The 16,827-nt window shown below is 50.9% G+C and carries 18 protein-coding genes and 1 other annotated feature; of the genes, 13 read left to right on the top strand and 5 right to left on the bottom strand.

Annotation, left to right across the window (positions count from 1 at the left end):
• Nucleotides 1-65: 65 nt before the first annotated feature.
• Entirely contained in the window at nt 66-392 is a 327-nt protein-coding gene (gene trpR / locus AACS80_RS03535; RefSeq protein ID WP_000068677.1) for a trp operon repressor, read from the top strand.
• Nucleotides 393-476: 84 nt separating this feature from the next.
• Here trpR and yjjX read toward each other — a convergent pair whose 3' ends face one another.
• Complete coding sequence (gene yjjX, locus AACS80_RS03530; RefSeq protein WP_135410923.1) at nt 477-998, bottom strand: inosine/xanthosine triphosphatase; 522 nt, start codon at nt 996-998, stop codon at nt 477-479.
• A gap of 50 nt (nt 999-1,048) precedes the next feature.
• Between yjjX and gpmB the strand changes: the two genes are divergently transcribed.
• Nucleotides 1,049-1,696 (top strand): 2,3-diphosphoglycerate-dependent phosphoglycerate mutase GpmB, encoded by a 648-nt coding sequence (gene gpmB / locus AACS80_RS03525; RefSeq protein WP_130259594.1) that lies wholly within the window; start codon nt 1,049-1,051, stop codon nt 1,694-1,696.
• Here the strand turns inward: gpmB and robA are convergent.
• Nucleotides 1,693-2,562: an MDR efflux pump AcrAB transcriptional activator RobA gene (gene robA / locus AACS80_RS03520; RefSeq protein WP_130204798.1), complete on the bottom strand. Its 870-nt coding sequence runs from the start codon at nt 2,560-2,562 to the stop codon at nt 1,693-1,695. The genes gpmB and robA overlap by 4 nt on opposite strands.
• A 210-nt stretch (nt 2,563-2,772) precedes the next feature.
• Between robA and creA the strand changes: the two genes are divergently transcribed.
• From creA to creD, 4 genes are read left to right on the top strand one after another with little or no spacing between them, the layout of a single operon-like run.
• Nucleotides 2,773-3,246 (top strand): protein CreA, encoded by a 474-nt coding sequence (gene creA, locus AACS80_RS03515; protein WP_000875488.1) that lies wholly within the window; start codon nt 2,773-2,775, stop codon nt 3,244-3,246.
• A 12-nt stretch (nt 3,247-3,258) separates the two neighbouring features.
• Nucleotides 3,259-3,948, top strand: coding sequence for a two-component system response regulator CreB (creB, locus tag AACS80_RS03510; protein WP_130204800.1), 690 nt, complete (start codon nt 3,259-3,261; stop codon nt 3,946-3,948).
• Nucleotides 3,948-5,372, top strand: coding sequence for a two-component system sensor histidine kinase CreC (gene creC, locus AACS80_RS03505; protein WP_135410924.1), 1,425 nt, complete (start codon nt 3,948-3,950; stop codon nt 5,370-5,372). Before creB ends, creC begins: the two co-directional genes overlap by 1 nt.
• A 57-nt stretch (nt 5,373-5,429) precedes the next feature.
• Nucleotides 5,430-6,782: a cell envelope integrity protein CreD gene (creD, locus tag AACS80_RS03500; RefSeq protein ID WP_135410925.1), complete on the top strand. Its 1,353-nt coding sequence runs from the start codon at nt 5,430-5,432 to the stop codon at nt 6,780-6,782.
• 48 nt (nt 6,783-6,830) lie between these two features.
• On the opposite strand, the gene arcA is transcribed toward creD, so the two are convergent.
• Nucleotides 6,831-7,547 carry a two-component system response regulator ArcA gene (gene arcA, locus AACS80_RS03495; protein WP_001194358.1) on the bottom strand — a complete coding sequence of 239 codons (717 nt, stop codon included), beginning with the start codon at nt 7,545-7,547 and terminating at the stop codon, nt 6,831-6,833.
• 95 nt (nt 7,548-7,642) lie between these two features.
• Here arcA and yjjY point away from each other — a divergent pair, with 95 nt between their 5' ends.
• From yjjY to AACS80_RS03460, 7 genes are all read left to right on the top strand, one after another.
• Nucleotides 7,643-7,783, top strand: coding sequence for a protein YjjY (gene yjjY / locus AACS80_RS03490; RefSeq protein ID WP_057696375.1), 141 nt, complete (start codon nt 7,643-7,645; stop codon nt 7,781-7,783).
• 399 nt (nt 7,784-8,182) lie between these two features.
• On the top strand, nt 8,183-8,869 hold the full coding sequence (locus AACS80_RS03485; protein WP_130204806.1) for a tRNA/rRNA methyltransferase: 687 nt from the start codon (nt 8,183-8,185) through the stop codon (nt 8,867-8,869).
• 213 nt (nt 8,870-9,082) lie between these two features.
• On the top strand, nt 9,083-9,148 hold the full coding sequence (gene thrL / locus AACS80_RS03480; RefSeq protein WP_001386572.1) for a thr operon leader peptide: 66 nt from the start codon (nt 9,083-9,085) through the stop codon (nt 9,146-9,148).
• Nucleotides 9,084-9,203, top strand: a sequence feature (Thr leader region). It overlaps the preceding gene by 65 nt.
• Before the next feature lie 25 nt (nt 9,204-9,228).
• A complete protein-coding gene (gene thrA / locus AACS80_RS03475; RefSeq protein ID WP_135409443.1) occupies nt 9,229-11,691 on the top strand; it encodes a bifunctional aspartate kinase/homoserine dehydrogenase I in 2,463 nt (820 codons plus the stop codon).
• 1 nt (nt 11,692) lies between these two features.
• Nucleotides 11,693-12,625, top strand: coding sequence for a homoserine kinase (thrB, locus tag AACS80_RS03470; protein ID WP_131161271.1), 933 nt, complete (start codon nt 11,693-11,695; stop codon nt 12,623-12,625).
• On the top strand, nt 12,626-13,912 hold the full coding sequence (thrC, locus tag AACS80_RS03465) for a threonine synthase (RefSeq protein ID WP_135409444.1): 1,287 nt from the start codon (nt 12,626-12,628) through the stop codon (nt 13,910-13,912).
• 205 nt (nt 13,913-14,117) lie between these two features.
• Complete coding sequence (locus AACS80_RS03460; protein WP_135409445.1) at nt 14,118-14,441, top strand: DUF2502 domain-containing protein; 324 nt, start codon at nt 14,118-14,120, stop codon at nt 14,439-14,441.
• A gap of 38 nt (nt 14,442-14,479) precedes the next feature.
• On the opposite strand, the gene yaaA is transcribed toward AACS80_RS03460, so the two are convergent.
• The gene (gene yaaA / locus AACS80_RS03455; protein WP_130204817.1) at nt 14,480-15,256 is read right to left on the bottom strand and encodes a peroxide stress protein YaaA; all 777 of its coding nucleotides are present in this window, start codon (nt 15,254-15,256) and stop codon (nt 14,480-14,482) included.
• A gap of 69 nt (nt 15,257-15,325) precedes the next feature.
• Entirely contained in the window at nt 15,326-16,756 is a 1,431-nt protein-coding gene (locus AACS80_RS03450; RefSeq protein ID WP_130204819.1) for an alanine/glycine:cation symporter family protein, read from the bottom strand.
• Between the last annotated feature and the right edge of the window lie 71 nt (nt 16,757-16,827).

Genomic DNA, 16,827 nt, shown 5'->3' with positions numbered 1-16,827 from the left:
GTACTCTTTAGCGAGTACAACCGGGGGAGGCATTTTGCTTCCCCCGCTAACAATGGCGACATATTATGGCCCAACAATCACCCTATTCAGCAGCGATGGCAGAACAGCGTCACCAGGAGTGGTTACGTTTTGTCGACCTGCTTAAGAATGCCTACCAAAACGATCTCCATTTACCGTTGTTAAATCTGATGCTGACGCCAGATGAGCGCGAAGCATTGGGGACTCGCGTGCGTATCGTCGAAGAGTTGCTGCGTGGTGAAATGAGCCAGCGCGAGTTAAAAAATGAACTCGGCGCGGGCATCGCGACCATTACGCGTGGATCTAACAGTCTGAAAGCCGCCCCCGTCGAGCTGCGCCAGTGGCTGGAAGACGTGTTGCTAAAAAGCGATTGATTTTGTAGGCCTGATAAGACGCGGCAGCGTCGCATCAGGCAATGTGCACCGAATGCCGGATGCGGCGTGAACGCCTTATCCGGTTTACAATGGCTGATACACGGCATTATGAAACGGACTTAGCGCCAGAATCACCGCCTGATGATAAACGCTGGCGCGAGTGAGTTTCCCGGCGGTAAACACGCCGATGGCTCCTTCCTTACGACCAATCTCATCAATACCGGTATAACGCGACATCACGGGGCCGAGCGCCTCGCCTTCACGCACTTTCTGCAGAATCACCGCAGGCAACGGCAAAGTAGCCGAACGCGCCTCGCCGCGCTGGCTGGCGTTGTCAATGACCACCCAACTGAAGGTACTGTCACCATCAATGCCCGCTTCAATCGCCACCCAAAAATCGGCCTCTGGATGTAAACGGCGGGCATTTTCTACCCGATTTCGTGCGCCAGCGCGCGTTTCCTCACTGCCAAAGGGTTGTTCCGGTACGCCGCTCTCGACGGCAACGGACTCAATGTGGCAGGATCCTTCGCCGAAGATCTCGTGAAATGCCTGCAGAATGGCCTGAATTTTAGCGGGATTGGTGGTCGCACAGACAACATGGTGCATAATCAGGATTACTCAAAAATTAACGTTACAGCAGTATACGGAAAAAAAGCATGTTACAGGTATACCTAGTCCGCCACGGTGAAACGCAGTGGAACGCCGAGCGACGTATTCAGGGTCAGTCTGATAGCCCACTGACTGCCAAAGGTGAGCAACAAGCAATGCAGGTGGCGGCACGTGCCAAGGAGCTTGGAATCACACATATCATCAGTAGCGATTTAGGTCGCACCCGGCGCACGGCGGAAATCATCGCTCAGGCTTGCGGCTGTGACATAATCTTTGATTCCCGCCTGCGTGAATTAAATATGGGCGTGCTGGAAAAAAGACATATCGACTCTCTGACCGAAGAAGAAGAGAACTGGCGTCGCCAACTGGTAAATGGCACAGTCGACGGGCGTATTCCTGAAGGCGAGTCAATGCAGGAACTGAGTGAGCGCGTCCATGCTGCACTGGAATCTTGTCGGGATTTGCCGCAGGGAAGTCGACCGCTACTGGTGAGCCACGGTATCGCGCTGGGATGCCTGGTGAGTACTATTCTGGGCCTACCTGCATGGGCAGAACGCCGCTTACGTCTGCGTAACTGTTCTATTTCGCGCGTGGATTATCAGGAAAGCCTGTGGCTGGCGTCTGGTTGGGTCGTTGAAACAGCAGGGGATATCTCGCATCTGGACGCCCCTGCATTAGACGAGCTGCAGCGTTAACGACGTACTGGAATCAGCAGTTCGCAGCGCAGATTAATTGGGCGATCTCCCGCTTTGGCATCTTCTGCCGGATAGTATCGCTCAATATCCTGACCTTTACGGCGCGTCAGGTTCAGCATCGGCATACAGGTTCCGTACACCGTCAGGATAAATTCCTGTACGCCTGTCCCCAGCCCTTCATAGGTAAACATCACATATTCGCCGCCCTGCAACAGCACCGGATGCCCCGTCAGTACATAGCCGTCTGCTTGCTCCTGAGCCAACGCAGTCGTGTAGAACACCTCTTGCTCGTCGTCTTTATCCTGGCTTGGACGCGTTTCATTCAGGCCGTAAAGTACTGGCGGAATAGTCGGCGCATTACCGAGAAAATCGTGCCAGAACTGATAACGCATTTCATGGCGGAAATCAGAGATTTGCTCCAGTGAACAGGAGTAACTCTGAGTTACGCCAATCAGCGGCGTGTCTTCCAGCGTGACAAATTTGTGCTCTGGCATGGTGAATTCACCCAGACGCAGCGGTGGGCGAATACCAAAGGCGCTCCATTCAGGGGAACGGCGGTAAAGTGCGGGAGTCTGGGCAAACTGCTTCTTGAATGCACGAGTAAATGTCTGTTGAGAGTCGAAGCGGTATTGCAGCGCAATATCCAGAATTGGGCGCGCGGTCAGGCGTAGTGCAACCGCCGATTTCGACAAACGACGAGCACGAATATACGCGCCAATAGCATGGCCAGTGACATCTTTAAACATTCTCTGTAAGTGCCACTTGGAATAACCTGCTTTCGCCGCTACATTGTCGAGCGACAGTGGCTGATCCAGATGACCTTCCAACCAGATTAAAAGGTCGCGAATAATGCCGGCCTGATCCATAAAATATCCTCATCCTTTCACAACGAGCACCTGACATCAGGTAATTGGATAATAGCATTTTTTGCTGTTTTAGCATTCAGTGTTTTTTTCTTAGTAGAGTATGTTTTAGGTCTTGACGGAAATAAAAGTGTTGAGATTTTGTTCTTAATCAATATGTTACTTACCGTGACGAACTAATTGCTCTGTGTAACTTATAAAAATGGTAACAATATGAAATACAAGCATTTGATCCTGTCTTTAAGCCTGATAATGCTGGGGCCATTGGCACATGCGGAAGAAATTGGTTCGGTCGATACCGTATTTAAAATGATCGGCCCGGATCACAAAATTGTCGTAGAAGCCTTTGACGATCCCGATGTGAAAAATGTCACCTGTTATGTGAGTCGGGCAAAAACCGGCGGTATTAAAGGGGGATTGGGCCTGGCGGAAGATACTTCCGATGCGGCTATTTCCTGCCAGCAAGTCGGGCCAATTGAACTGTCAGAGCGCATTAAAAACGGCAAAGCTCAGGGCGAAGTGGTATTCAAAAAACGTACGTCGCTGGTCTTTAAGTCGTTACAGGTCGTACGCTTCTATGACGCCAAACGCAACGCGCTCGCTTACCTGGCTTACTCCGACAAAGTTGTAGATGGGTCGCCGAAAAACGCGATTAGCGCGGTGCCTGTCATGCCGTGGCGGCAATAACAGAGGCGATATATGCAACGGGAAACGGTCTGGTTAGTGGAAGACGAGCAAGGGATAGCCGACACGCTGGTCTACATGTTGCAGCAGGAAGGTTTTGCCGTCGAGGTCTTTGAGCGAGGCTTGCCGGTGCTGGATAAAGCACGCCAGCAGGTTCCCGACGTCATTATTCTCGATGTAGGTCTGCCGGATATCAGCGGCTTTGAATTGTGCCGTCAGTTGCTGGTGATCCATCCGGCGCTACCTGTACTGTTCCTGACAGCCCGTAGTGAAGAGGTGGATCGCCTGCTTGGACTGGAAATTGGCGCTGACGACTACGTGGCTAAACCGTTTTCACCCCGCGAAGTGTGCGCCAGAGTGCGCACTTTACTGCGTCGGGTGAAGAAGTTCTCAACGCCGTCTCCCGTCATCCGTATTGGTCATTTTGAATTGAATGAACCCGCGGCGCAGATCAGCTGGTTTGACACGCCGTTAACGCTAACACGGTATGAGTTTTTGTTGCTGAAAACGTTACTCAAGTCGCCGGGCCGCGTCTGGTCCCGTCAGCAACTGATGGATAGCGTCTGGGAAGATGCGCAGGACACCTACGATCGCACTGTCGATACTCACATTAAAACGCTGCGTGCCAAACTGCGCGCTATTAATCCCGAGCTTTCGCCGATCAATACCCATCGCGGCATGGGATACAGCCTGAGGAGCCTGTAATGCGTATCGGCATGCGGCTGTTGCTGGGGTATTTTTTACTGGTGGCGGTAGCCGCCTGGTTCGTACTGGCTATTTTTGTCAAAGAAGTTAAACCGGGCGTGCGAAGGGCGACGGAAGGGACGTTGATCGATACGGCAACGTTGCTGGCGGAGCTGGCGCGTGCCGATTTGCTCTCTGGTGACCCAACGCATGGGCAGTTGGCGCAGGCATTTAACCAGCTACAAAATCGCCCGTTTCGCGCCAATATCAGCGGCATCAACAAAGTGCGCAACGAATATCATGTCTATATGACTGATGCGCAGGGCAAAGTATTGTTTGATTCGGCCAATAAAGCCGTCGGGCAGGATTATTCGCGCTGGAATGACGTATGGCTAACGTTGCGTGGTCAGTATGGTGCGCGCAGTACGTTGCAAAATCCTGCCGATCCCGAAAGTTCTGTGATGTATGTTGCCGCACCTATTATGGACGGCACGCGGCTTATTGGCGTTTTGAGCGTAGGCAAACCGAACGCGGCGATGGCGCCGGTGATTAAACGCAGCGAGCGGCGAATTTTATGGGCGAGCGCCATTTTGCTGGGAATTGCGCTGGTAATCGGCGCAGGAATGGTTTGGTGGATCAACCACTCCATTGCCCGACTCACTCGTTATGCTGATTCCGTTACCGACAATAAGCCCGTTCCGCTTCCTGAACTCGGCAGTAGCGAGCTGCGTAAGTTAGCGCAGGCGCTGGAAAGTATGCGCGTGAAGCTGGAAGGGAAAAACTATATTGAGCAGTATGTCTACGCGTTAACTCATGAGTTGAAAAGTCCGCTGGCGGCAATTCGTGGCGCGGCGGAAATTTTACGCGAAGGTCCGCCGCCGGAAGTGGTGGCTCGTTTTACTGACAACATTCTGACGCAAAATGCGCGAATGCAGGCGCTGGTGGAAACGCTATTACGCCAGGCAAGACTGGAGAATCGCCAGGAGGTCGTTCTTTCTGCGGTTGCTGTGGCGGCTTTATTTCGCCGCGTCAGCGAAGCGCGCACCGTGCAGTTGGCAGAAAAAAATATCACTCTGCATGTTATGTCCACCGAGGTTAACGTTGCTGCTGAACCTGCGTTGCTGGAACAGGCGCTGGGGAATTTACTGGATAATGCTATCGATTTTACTCCCGAGAATGGCTGCATAACGCTTAGTGCTGGGGTGGAGCAGGAACACGTTACGCTTAACGTGCAGGATACCGGTAGCGGTATTCCTGACTACGCGCTGTCACGTATTTTTGAGCGTTTCTACTCTTTGCCGCGTGCGAATGGGCAAAAAAGCAGTGGTCTGGGGCTGGCGTTTGTCAGTGAAGTTGCCCGTTTGTTTAACGGCGAAGTCACGCTGCGCAACGTGCCGGAAGGCGGCGTATTGGCCTCGCTTCGACTTCACCGTCACTTCACATAACTTCAAATTCTTCCCACATAGCCTTCATATCCTGTCGCCATTGCAAAGGAGAAGACTATGTTGAAATCCCCCCTGTTCTGGAAAATGACCACCCTGTTTGGTGCAGTATTGCTGTTGTTGATTCCGATAATGCTGATTCGGCAGGTGATTGTCGAACGTGCCGATTACCGTAGCGATGTGGAAGATGCGATTCGCCAAAGTACCAGCGGGCCGCAAAAACTCGTTGGGCCGCTCATCGCTATTCCTGTGACCGAGCTTTATACGGTGCAGGAAGAGGATAAAACCGTGGAGCGGAAACGAAGTTTTATCCATTTCTGGTTACCTGAGTCGTTGATGGTTGATGGTAATCAGAATGTGGAAGAACGCAAGATTGGTGTTTATACCGGTCAGGTCTGGCACAGTGATTTAACGCTAAAAGCCGATTTCGATGTTTCGCGTCTTAACGAACTCGACGCGCCAAATATCACCTTAGGCAAGCCATTTATTGTGATTAGCGTCGGGGATGCGCGTGGTATTGGCGTGGTGAAAGCGCCTGAAGTTAACGGAACAGCGCTGACCATTGAACCCGGTACCGGGTTGGAGCAAGGCGGGCAGGGCGTGCATATCCCTTTACCCGAAGGGGACTGGCGGAAGAAGAACCTGAAGCTGAATATGGCACTGAATTTAAGCGGTACTGGTGATTTGTCCGTGGTGCCGACGGGACGTAATAGTGAGCTTGTCTTAACCAGCAACTGGCCGCATCCCAGTTTTTTAGGTGATTTTTTGCCAGCGAAACGAGAAATAAGTGCATCCGGTTTTCAGGCGCAATGGCAAAGCAGTTGGTTTGCCAATAATCTCGGTGAGCGTTTCGCTTCAGGCAATGGTTCCAGCTGGGAAAACTTCCCGGCGTTTAGCGTCGCAGTCACTACGCCTGCCGATCAGTATCAATTAACGGACCGGGCGACTAAGTACGCTATTTTGCTGATTGCCCTGACTTTTATGGCCTTCTTTGTTTTTGAAACGCTCACCGCGCAACGTTTGCACCCGATGCAATATTTGCTGGTGGGGCTGTCATTGGTGATGTTTTATTTACTCTTGCTGGCGCTTTCTGAACACACCGGTTTTACCGTGGCATGGGTAATTGCCAGCTTGATAGGGGCATTAATGAACGGTATTTACTTGCAGGCGGTATTAAAAGGTTGGCGCAATAGCATGTTGTTTACCCTCGCGCTGTTGTTGCTGGATGGTGTGATGTGGGGACTGCTCAACTCTGCCGATAGCGCACTGTTGTTGGGAACCAGTGTGCTGGTGGTGGCGCTGGCAGGTATGATGTTTGTGACGCGGAATATCGACTGGTATGCGTTTTCACTGCCGAAAATGAAAGCCAGTAAAGAAGTCACAACGGACGATGAGTTACGTATCTGGAAATAAAAAAACGGCGCTAAAAAGCGCCGTTTTTTTTGACGGTGGTAAAGCCGATTAATCTTCCAGATCACCGCAGAAGCGATAACCTTCACCGTGAATGGTGGCGATGATTTCCGGCGTATCCGGCGTAGATTCGAAGTGTTTACGAATACGACGGATCGTCACGTCTACAGTACGGTCGTGCGGTTTCAGCTCACGGCCGGTCATTTTCTTCAGCAGTTCAGCACGAGACTGAATTTTGCCTGGGTTTTCACAGAAGTGAAGCATGGCGCGGAACTCGCTACGCGGCAGTTTGTACTGCTCGCCATCAGGGCCGATCAATGAACGGCTGTTGATGTCCAGTTCCCAACCATTGAACTTGTAGCTTTCAACGCTACGACGTTCTTCGCTGACAGTACCCAGATTCATGGTACGAGACAGCAGGTTGCGCGCACGGATAGTCAGTTCACGCGGGTTGAACGGTTTGGTGATGTAGTCATCTGCGCCAATTTCGAGGCCGAGAATTTTATCGACTTCGTTGTCACGGCCAGTCAGGAACATCAACGCAACATTTGCCTGCTCACGCAGTTCACGCGCTAACAGAAGACCGTTCTTACCCGGCAGATTGATATCCATGATCACCAGGTTGATGTCATATTCAGAGAGGATCTGATGCATTTCCGCGCCATCTGTCGCTTCGAAAACATCATAGCCTTCCGCTTCGAAAATACTTTTCAACGTGTTGCGTGTTACCAACTCGTCTTCAACGATAAGAATGTGCGGGGTCTGCATGTTTGCTACCTAAATTGCCAACTAAATCGAAACAGGAAGTACAAAAGTCCCTGACCTGCCTGATGCATGCTGCAAATTAACATGATCGGCGTAACATGACTAAAGTACGTAATTGCGTTCTTGATGCACTTTCCATCAACGTCAACAACATCATTAGCTTGGTCGTGGGTACTTTCCCTCAGGACCCGACAGTGTCAAAAACGGCTGCCATCCTAACCATTTTAACAGCAACATAACAGGCTAAGACGTGCCGGACACCCAATAAAACTACGCTTCGTTGACATATATCAAGTTCAATTGTAGCACGTTAACAGTTTGATGAAATCATCGTATCTAAATGCTAGCTTTCGTCACATTATTTTAATAATACAACTAGTTGCCTTATACAACTAATAAACGTGGTGAATCCAATTGTCGAGATTTATTTTTTATAAAATTATCCTAAGTAAACAGAAAGATATGTAGCAATTTTTAACAATTGTACCGTTAGTATAGTCAAGAAATAGTTTAGCTTTTTTTAAGTTAAGTGAAGGGCTTTTTCTGCGACTTACGTTACGAATTTGTAAATTCTCTCCGCGTAATAAGTTGACATTCATCACTCTATTCGCGGTTATTTGATCAAGAAGAGTGGCAACATGCGTATAACGATCATTCTGGTAGCACCTGCCAGAGCTGAAAATATTGGTGCAGCGGCCCGGGCGATGAAAACAATGGGATTTAGCGAGCTGCGCATTGTCGATAGCCTGGCACACCTGGAACCAGCTACCCGCTGGGTGGCACATGGTTCTGGTGATATTATTGATAATATTAAAGTTTTTCCAACGCTGGCTGAATCGCTACACGACGTTGATTTTACCGTTGCCACCACTGCGCGCAGTCGGGCGAAATACCATTACTACGCCACGCCGATAGAACTGGTGCCGCTACTGGAGGAAAAATCGACATGGATGAACCACGCGGCGCTGGTCTTTGGTCGCGAAGATTCTGGCTTGACTAACGAAGAGTTGGCGCTTGCTGATGTCCTCACCGGCGTGCCAATGGTGGCGGATTATCCATCACTGAATTTGGGACAGGCGGTGATGGTCTATTGCTATCAATTAGCAACATTAATACAACAACCGGTGGAATCTGCCGCAACGGCGGACCCATTTCAACTGCAGGCTTTACGTGAACGTGCCATGTCATTGTTAACGACTCTGGCGGTGGCAGATGACACCAAACTGGTCGACTGGTTACAACAACGCATCGGGCTGTTGGAGCAACGAGACACGGCCATGTTGCATCGTTTATTGCATGATATTGAAAAAAATATCACCAAATAAAAAACGACAAGGAAGAGCGTTTTCAGATTTTTATTCTGACTGCAATGGGCAATATGTCTCTGTGTGGATTAAAAAAAGAGCATCTACCAGCACTCTATGAACTGGTAACCTGCCGTGAGCAAATTAAAATTTTATTGACTTAGGTCACTAAATACTTTAACCAATATAGGCATAGCGCACAGACAGATAAAAATTACAGAGTACACAACATCCATGAAACGCATCAGCACCACCATTACCACCACCATCACCATTACCACAGGTAACGGTGCGGGCTGACGCGTACAGGAAACACAGAAAAAAGCCCGCACCTGACAGTGCGGGCTTTTTTTTCGACCAAAGGTAACGAGGTAACAACCATGCGAGTGTTGAAGTTCGGCGGTACATCAGTGGCAAATGCAGAACGTTTTCTGCGGGTTGCCGATATTCTGGAGAGCAATGCCAGGCAGGGGCAGGTGGCCACCGTCCTCTCTGCCCCCGCCAAAATTACCAACCATCTGGTCGCAATGATAGAAAAAACCATTAGCGGTCAGGATGCTTTACCCAATATCAGCGATGCCGAACGTATTTTTGCCGAACTTCTGACGGGACTCGCCGCCGCCCAGCCGGGATTCCCGTTGGCGCAATTGAAAGCGTTCGTTGATCAAGAATTTGCCCAAATCAAACATGTCCTGCATGGCATTAGCTTGTTGGGGCAATGCCCGGACAGCATCAACGCCGCGCTGATTTGCCGTGGTGAAAAAATGTCGATCGCCATTATGGCCGGGGTACTGGAAGCGCGTGGCCACAACGTTACCATTATCGATCCGGTCGAAAAGCTGCTGGCAATCGGTCATTACCTCGAATCTACGGTCGATATTGCTGAGTCCACCCGCCGTATTGCGGCAAGCCGCATCCCGGCTGACCACATGGTGCTGATGGCTGGTTTTACCGCCGGTAATGAAAAAGGTGAGCTGGTGGTGCTGGGACGTAACGGTTCTGACTACTCCGCCGCGGTACTGGCCGCCTGTTTACGCGCCGATTGTTGCGAGATCTGGACGGATGTCGACGGTGTCTATACCTGCGACCCGCGTCAGGTGCCCGATGCGAGGCTGTTGAAGTCGATGTCGTACCAGGAAGCGATGGAGCTTTCCTACTTCGGCGCTAAAGTTCTTCACCCTCGCACCATTACCCCTATCGCTCAGTTCCAGATCCCTTGCCTGATTAAAAATACCGGAAATCCTCAAGCACCAGGTACGCTCATTGGTGCCAGCCGTGATGAGGACGAATTACCGGTCAAGGGCATTTCCAATCTGAATAACATGGCAATGTTCAGCGTTTCTGGTCCGGGGATGAAAGGAATGGTCGGCATGGCGGCGCGCGTCTTTGCGGCAATGTCACGCGCCCGCATTTCAGTGGTGCTGATTACGCAATCATCTTCCGAATACAGTATCAGTTTCTGCGTACCACAAAGCGACTGTGCGCGTGCTGAACGCGCGATGCAGGAAGAGTTCTACCTGGAACTGAAAGAAGGTTTGCTGGAGCCGCTGGCGGTCACTGAACGGCTGGCCATTATCTCGGTGGTGGGCGATGGTATGCGCACCTTACGTGGGATCTCGGCGAAATTCTTTGCTGCGCTGGCCCGCGCCAATATCAACATTGTCGCCATTGCTCAAGGGTCTTCTGAACGCTCAATCTCTGTCGTGGTAAATAACGATGATGCGACCACTGGCGTACGCGTTACCCACCAGATGCTGTTCAATACCGATCAGGTTATCGAAGTGTTTGTGATTGGCGTCGGTGGCGTTGGCGGCGCGCTGCTGGAGCAACTAAAGCGTCAGCAAAGCTGGCTGAAGAACAAACACATCGATTTACGCGTTTGCGGCGTTGCTAACTCGAAGGCGCTGCTGACTAATGTGCATGGCCTTAACCTGGATAACTGGCAGGAAGAACTGGCCCAAGCCAAAGAGCCGTTCAACCTTGGGCGCTTAATTCGCCTGGTGAAAGAATATCATTTGCTGAATCCGGTGATTGTCGATTGCACTTCCAGCCAGGCGGTGGCGGATCAATATGCCGACTTCCTGCGCGAAGGTTTCCACGTTGTCACGCCGAACAAAAAGGCCAACACCTCGTCGATGGATTACTACCATCAGCTGCGTTACGCGGCGGAAAAATCACGGCGTAAATTCCTTTATGACACCAACGTCGGTGCGGGGTTGCCGGTCATTGAGAACTTGCAAAACCTGCTCAACGCGGGTGATGAATTGATGAAGTTCTCTGGCATTCTTTCTGGTTCGCTTTCTTTCATCTTCGGTAAGTTAGACGAAGGGATGAGCTTCTCCGAGGCCACCACGCTGGCAAGAGAAATGGGCTATACCGAACCGGACCCGCGTGATGATCTTTCTGGTATGGATGTGGCGCGCAAGCTGTTGATTCTCGCTCGTGAAACAGGACGATCACTGGAACTGGCGGATATCGAAATCGAATCTGTGCTGCCCTCAGAGTTTAACGCGGAAGGCGATGTTGCGACTTTTATGGCGAATCTGTCACAGCTCGACGATCTCTTTGCCGCGCGCGTAGCGAAGGCCCGTGATGAAGGAAAAGTTTTGCGCTATGTTGGCAATATTGATGAAGATGGCGTCTGTCGCGTGAAGATTGCTGAAGTGGATGGCAACGATCCGCTGTTCAAAGTGAAAAACGGCGAAAACGCATTGGCCTTCTATAGCCACTATTATCAGCCACTGCCGCTGGTCCTGCGCGGATACGGTGCGGGTAATGACGTTACAGCTGCCGGTGTCTTTGCCGATCTGCTGCGCACCCTCTCATGGAAGTTAGGAGTCTAAAATGGTTAAGGTTTATGCTCCGGCTTCCAGTGCCAATATGAGCGTCGGGTTTGATGTGCTCGGGGCGGCGGTGGTGCCTGTTGATGGTTCCTTGCTGGGAGATGTAGTGACGGTTGAGTCAGCAGAGCGCTTCAGTCTCAACAATCTTGGACGGTTTGCAGGCAAGCTGCCGTCAGAACCGCAGGAAAATATCGTTTATCAGTGCTGGGAGCGTTTTTGCCAGGAAGTGGGTAAGCAAATTCCGGTGGCGATGACCCTGGAAAAGAATATGCCGATCGGTTCTGGCTTAGGTTCCAGCGCCTGTTCGGTGGTCGCGGCGCTGGTGGCGATGAATGAACACTGTGGTAAGCCGCTCAATGATACCCGCCTGCTGGCCTTGATGGGCGAACTGGAAGGGCGTATCTCCGGCAGCATTCATTACGACAACGTAGCACCGTGTTTTCTTGGCGGCATGCAGTTGATGATCGAAGAAAACGGCATCATCAGCCAGCAGGTACCAGGATTTGATGAGTGGTTATGGGTGTTAGCGTATCCGGGGATTAAAGTCTCGACGGCAGAAGCACGGGCTATTTTACCGGCGCAGTATCGCCGCCAGGATTGCATTGCTCACGGGCGACACTTGGCGGGCTTCATTCATGCCTGCTATTCCCGCCAGCCTGATCTGGCCGCAAAGCTGATGAAAGATGTTATCGCCGAGCCGTATCGTGAACGTTTACTGCCAGGTTTCAGACAGGCACGACAGGCGGTCGCGGAAATCGGTGCGCTAGCGAGCGGTATCTCTGGCTCGGGGCCGACCTTGTTCGCCCTGTGCGATAAACAGGATACCGCCCAGCGAGTTGCCGACTGGTTAGGTAAGAATTACCTGCAAAATCAGGAAGGTTTTGTTCATATTTGCCGGCTGGATACGGCGGGCGCACGAGTACTGGAAAACTAAATGAAACTCTACAATCTGAAAGATCACAACGAGCAGGTCAGTTTTGCGCAAGCCGTAACGCAGGGATTGGGCAAAAATCAGGGGTTGTTTTTCCCTCATGAGCTACCGGAATTCAGCCTGACCGAAATTGATGAGATGCTGAAACTGGATTTCGTCACTCGCAGCGCGAAGATCCTCTCGGCGTTTATTGGTGATGAGATCCCACAGGAAGTTCTGGAAGAGCGCGTGCACGCGGCATTCGCTTTCCCGGCTCCGGTTGCCAAAGTTGAAAATGACGTCGGTTGTCTGGAGTTGTTCCACGGGCCAACGCTGGCATTTAAAGATTTCGGCGGTCGCTTTATGGCGCAAATGCTGACCCATATTGCGGGCGATAAGCCAGTGACTATTCTGACTGCGACTTCCGGCGACACCGGAGCGGCAGTGGCTCACGCTTTCTACGGTTTACCGAACGTTAAAGTGGTCATCCTTTACCCGCACGGCAAAATCAGTCCACTGCAAGAAAAACTGTTCTGTACGCTGGGTGGCAATATTGAAACCGTCGCCATCGACGGCGATTTTGATGCCTGCCAGGCTCTTGTTAAACAGGCATTCGATGATGAAGAACTAAAAGTGGCGTTGGGACTGAACTCTGCTAACTCTATTAACATCAGTCGTTTGCTGGCGCAGATTTGCTATTACTTTGAAGCCGTGGCGCAGTTGCCGCAGGAAGCGCGTAACCAGCTAGTTGTTTCAGTGCCGAGCGGAAACTTCGGCGATTTGACGGCAGGATTGCTGGCGAAATCACTCGGTCTGCCGGTGAAACGTTTTATTGCTGCCACTAACGTTAACGATACGGTGCCGCGTTTCCTGCACGACGGGCACTGGGTGCCTAAAGCTACCCAGGCGACATTATCCAATGCGATGGATGTCAGCCAGCCAAACAACTGGCCGCGAGTGGAAGAGTTGTTCCGCCGTAAAATCTGGCAACTGAAGGAGCTGGGTTATGCGGCGGTGGATGATGAAACCACCCGGCAGACAATGCGTGAGTTAAAAGCACTGGGCTATACCTCGGAACCGCATGCTGCCGTGGCTTACCGTGCGCTGCGTGACCAGCTTCATCCGGGAGAATATGGTCTGTTCCTCGGCACCGCGCACCCGGCGAAGTTTAAAGAGAGCGTGGAAGTGATTCTTGGTGAAACGCTGGAACTGCCAAAAGAGCTGGCAGAACGTGCTGATTTACCCTTACTTTCACATAGTTTGCCTGCCGATTTTGCTGCGCTGCGCAAACTCATGATGAATCATAATTAATATCTATTAAATTCCGAAAAAATAGCCGGGCTTGTGTTTATACAGCTCGGCTTTTTTGTGGAGGAAATATGAGAAAAATCGACAGAAAAAAAGGAGAAATTTTCAATAAATGCGGTGACTTAGATTGGATAATGACAACGAGGATTCTTTTACCGTAAGCTCCTTATATCGGCCCATAACTGGCAATGATAATAAGGAGTCACCTGTGAAAAAGATGCAATCTCTCTTACTCGCATTTTCCCTGATTCTGGTTGCTCCTATGGCAGCGCAGGCTGAGGAAATAATGCTGGTGCCATCAGTAAAGTTACAGATTGGCGATCGTGATTATCGCGGTTTCTACTGGGATGGCGGTTACTGGCGTGACCACGACTGGTGGCACAGAAATTATGAATGGCGAGGCAATCGCTGGCACCCATACGGACTGCAGCCGCACTATAATAATCATCGCGATCATCGCGATCATCGTGACGATCATCGTCATGATCACCGGGATGATCATTATCCGAGGCCTGGCAGACATCACCGCTAAATATAAATGCCGGATGACCTCCGGCATTTACCGCAAACTTAACGCAGTTCGTAGCGTTTAAACACCAGTTCGCCATTGCTGGAAGAGGCTTCATCGAAGAAGTAACCTTCACTGTTAAAACCTGTCAGTTGCTCTGGCTTGGTCAGGCGATTTTTAATGATAAACCGACTCATCAGGCCACGCGCTTTTTTAGCATGGAAGCTGATGACCTTAAACTTGCCGTTCTTCTCATCGAGGAATACCGGCTTGATTATCTCGGCATTTAATTTCTTCGGTTTCACTGATTTAAAATACTCATCTGACGCCAGGTTAATCACCACCTGATCGCCTTGTGCTTCGAGCGCTTCGTTTAGCTTGTTGGTGATCACATCCCCCCAGAACTGGTACAGGTCTTTACCCCGCGCATTCTCAAGACGGATCCCCATCTCCAGACGGTATGGCTGCATTAAATCGAGCGGGCGCAGTACGCCGTACAAACCGGAAAGCATACGTAAATGCTGCTGGGCAAAAGCAAAATCTTCTTCACTAAAGGTTTCGGCTTGCAAGCCGGTATAGACATCGCCTTTAAATGCCAGAATTGCCTGCCGGGCATTCTCTGGCGTAAAGTCAGGCTGCCAGTCATGAAAGCGGGTAGCGTTGAGATCGGCCAGCTTGTCACTGATTTTCATCAGTTTGCCAATCTGCGGTGCCGTTAGTTTTCGCGCTTCATGGATAAGCTGTTGGGAGTTGTCTAACAGCTCCGGCAGCGTGTAGCGTGTGGTGGCCAAAGGGCTTTGATAATCAAGTGTTTTAGCAGGTGAAATCAGAATCAACATATCCAGTCCTTGCAGGAAATTTACTGCGACTGTAGCAAAAAAAGTGGATGAGTTGATCGATAGTTGTGATTACTCCTGCGACAAATCATCCCACGCGTCAGGGGACAGTTGCTGACTGATATCCGGGTAGCGCAGCGGATCAAACACCGGACGTACGCCGAGTTTACGCTGGCGCAGATAATCGCTGGCAATGATATGCACCACAGGGGAAAGCAGCAAAATCGCGGTCAAATTGGTGATTGCCATGCAGGCCATAATAATATCGGCCAGTTGCCACATCATCGGAAGGCTCAGTAGGGTGCCGCCAATGACTGTAACAAAGATACAGATACGCAGACTCCAGATAGCTTTCCGGTTGTTCAGCCGTAAAAAGAAGAGATTATTTTCGGCATAAATGTAGTTGGCGACGATCGAGCTGAAGGCAAATAGAATCACCACTATCGTGACAAATTCTGCCCCCCAGGAACCCATTAATACACGCATTGCTTTCTGAATGAGTTGGATACCTTCCAGTGGCAAATAGGTGGTGCCGTTACCAGCCAGCAATATCAGCATGGCGCTTGCCGTACAAATCACCATCGTGTCGATAAAGATGCCGATCATCTGGACAATACCTTGCGCTGCCGGATGCGGTGGCCATGATGCCGCCGCCGCCGCTGCGTTCGGTGTTGATCCCATCCCCGCCTCATTGGAAAACATACTGCGCTGAAAGCCGTTAGTAATCGCCTGACTCAGGGTATAACCCGCCGCGCCGCCTGCCGCTTCCTGCCAGCCAAAGGCGCTTTCAAAAATAGACCAAATAACGTGTGGAAGTTGCCCGATATTCATTGCGCAAATGACCAGGCTGGCGAGTACCCAGATTAACGCCATAATAGGGACAAACCATTGCATTAACCGGGCGACGCCATGAATGCCGTGAGTTATCGCCAACAAGGTAAAAATGGCGAGAATGACACCCGTTACTAACGGAGGGAAATCAAATGCAAAGCTCATCGCGCGAGCGACGGCATTTGCCTGAACACCGCTGAAAATCAGTCCGTAGGCGATGAGCAAAAAGACGGCGAACAGAACGCCCATCCAGCGCATCCCTAATCCACGCGCCATATACCATGCTGGTCCGCCGCGAAACTGCCCATTGACGTCACGTTCTTTATAAAGCTGGGCAAGGGAACATTCGGCAAAAGAGGTCGCCATGCCAATAAACGCGGCAACCCACATCCAGAAAACGGCACCCGGTCCACCGGCGGTGATAGCCAGCGCAACGCCTGCCAGGTTGCCGCTGCCGACGCGCGCGGCGAGACTGGTACACAATGATTGAAAAGAAGTTAAACCGCCTCGTTGCGGATGAATGCTATTTTTAAGACTTTTGCCAAACTGACGAATATAGCGAAATTGAACGAACCCAGAACGAAAAGTGAACCAACAGCCTGCGCCGAAGAGCAGGTAGATCATCACTGATCCCCATAGTACGTTGTTAATAAAAGAGAAAAAATCAGGCATTCGTATCCCTCTTGTCGCCGGCGCGCGGTTACATTCCTGTGTAAACGTTACCAATTGATTAAGAATTATAT

It is taken from the genome of Escherichia sp. E4385, from assembly GCF_963883145.1.
In the GTDB taxonomy this organism is placed as follows: Bacteria; Pseudomonadota; Gammaproteobacteria; order Enterobacterales; family Enterobacteriaceae; genus Escherichia.
This window is presented reverse-complemented; position numbering and strand designations above follow the sequence as displayed.

Excerpts from the sequence above, each read along its gene's own strand:
- trpR (WP_000068677.1), top strand. The coding sequence starts at position 66 with ATGGCCCAACAATCACCCTATTCAGCAGCGATGGCAGAACAGCGTCAC.
- yjjX (WP_135410923.1), bottom strand. The coding sequence starts at position 998 with ATGCACCATGTTGTCTGTGCGACCACCAATCCCGCTAAAATTCAGGCC.
- gpmB (WP_130259594.1), top strand. The coding sequence starts at position 1,049 with ATGTTACAGGTATACCTAGTCCGCCACGGTGAAACGCAGTGGAACGCC.
- robA (WP_130204798.1), bottom strand. The coding sequence starts at position 2,562 with ATGGATCAGGCCGGCATTATTCGCGACCTTTTAATCTGGTTGGAAGGT.
- creA (WP_000875488.1), top strand. The coding sequence starts at position 2,773 with ATGAAATACAAGCATTTGATCCTGTCTTTAAGCCTGATAATGCTGGGG.
- creB (WP_130204800.1), top strand. The coding sequence starts at position 3,259 with ATGCAACGGGAAACGGTCTGGTTAGTGGAAGACGAGCAAGGGATAGCC.
- creC (WP_135410924.1), top strand. The coding sequence starts at position 3,948 with ATGCGTATCGGCATGCGGCTGTTGCTGGGGTATTTTTTACTGGTGGCG.
- creD (WP_135410925.1), top strand. The coding sequence starts at position 5,430 with ATGTTGAAATCCCCCCTGTTCTGGAAAATGACCACCCTGTTTGGTGCA.
- arcA (WP_001194358.1), bottom strand. The coding sequence starts at position 7,547 with ATGCAGACCCCGCACATTCTTATCGTTGAAGACGAGTTGGTAACACGC.
- yjjY (WP_057696375.1), top strand. The coding sequence starts at position 7,643 with ATGACTAAAGTACGTAATTGCGTTCTTGATGCACTTTCCATCAACGTC.
- AACS80_RS03485 (WP_130204806.1), top strand. The coding sequence starts at position 8,183 with ATGCGTATAACGATCATTCTGGTAGCACCTGCCAGAGCTGAAAATATT.
- thrA (WP_135409443.1), top strand. The coding sequence starts at position 9,229 with ATGCGAGTGTTGAAGTTCGGCGGTACATCAGTGGCAAATGCAGAACGT.
- thrB (WP_131161271.1), top strand. The coding sequence starts at position 11,693 with ATGGTTAAGGTTTATGCTCCGGCTTCCAGTGCCAATATGAGCGTCGGG.
- thrC (WP_135409444.1), top strand. The coding sequence starts at position 12,626 with ATGAAACTCTACAATCTGAAAGATCACAACGAGCAGGTCAGTTTTGCG.
- yaaA (WP_130204817.1), bottom strand. The coding sequence starts at position 15,256 with ATGTTGATTCTGATTTCACCTGCTAAAACACTTGATTATCAAAGCCCT.
- AACS80_RS03450 (WP_130204819.1), bottom strand. The coding sequence starts at position 16,756 with ATGCCTGATTTTTTCTCTTTTATTAACAACGTACTATGGGGATCAGTG.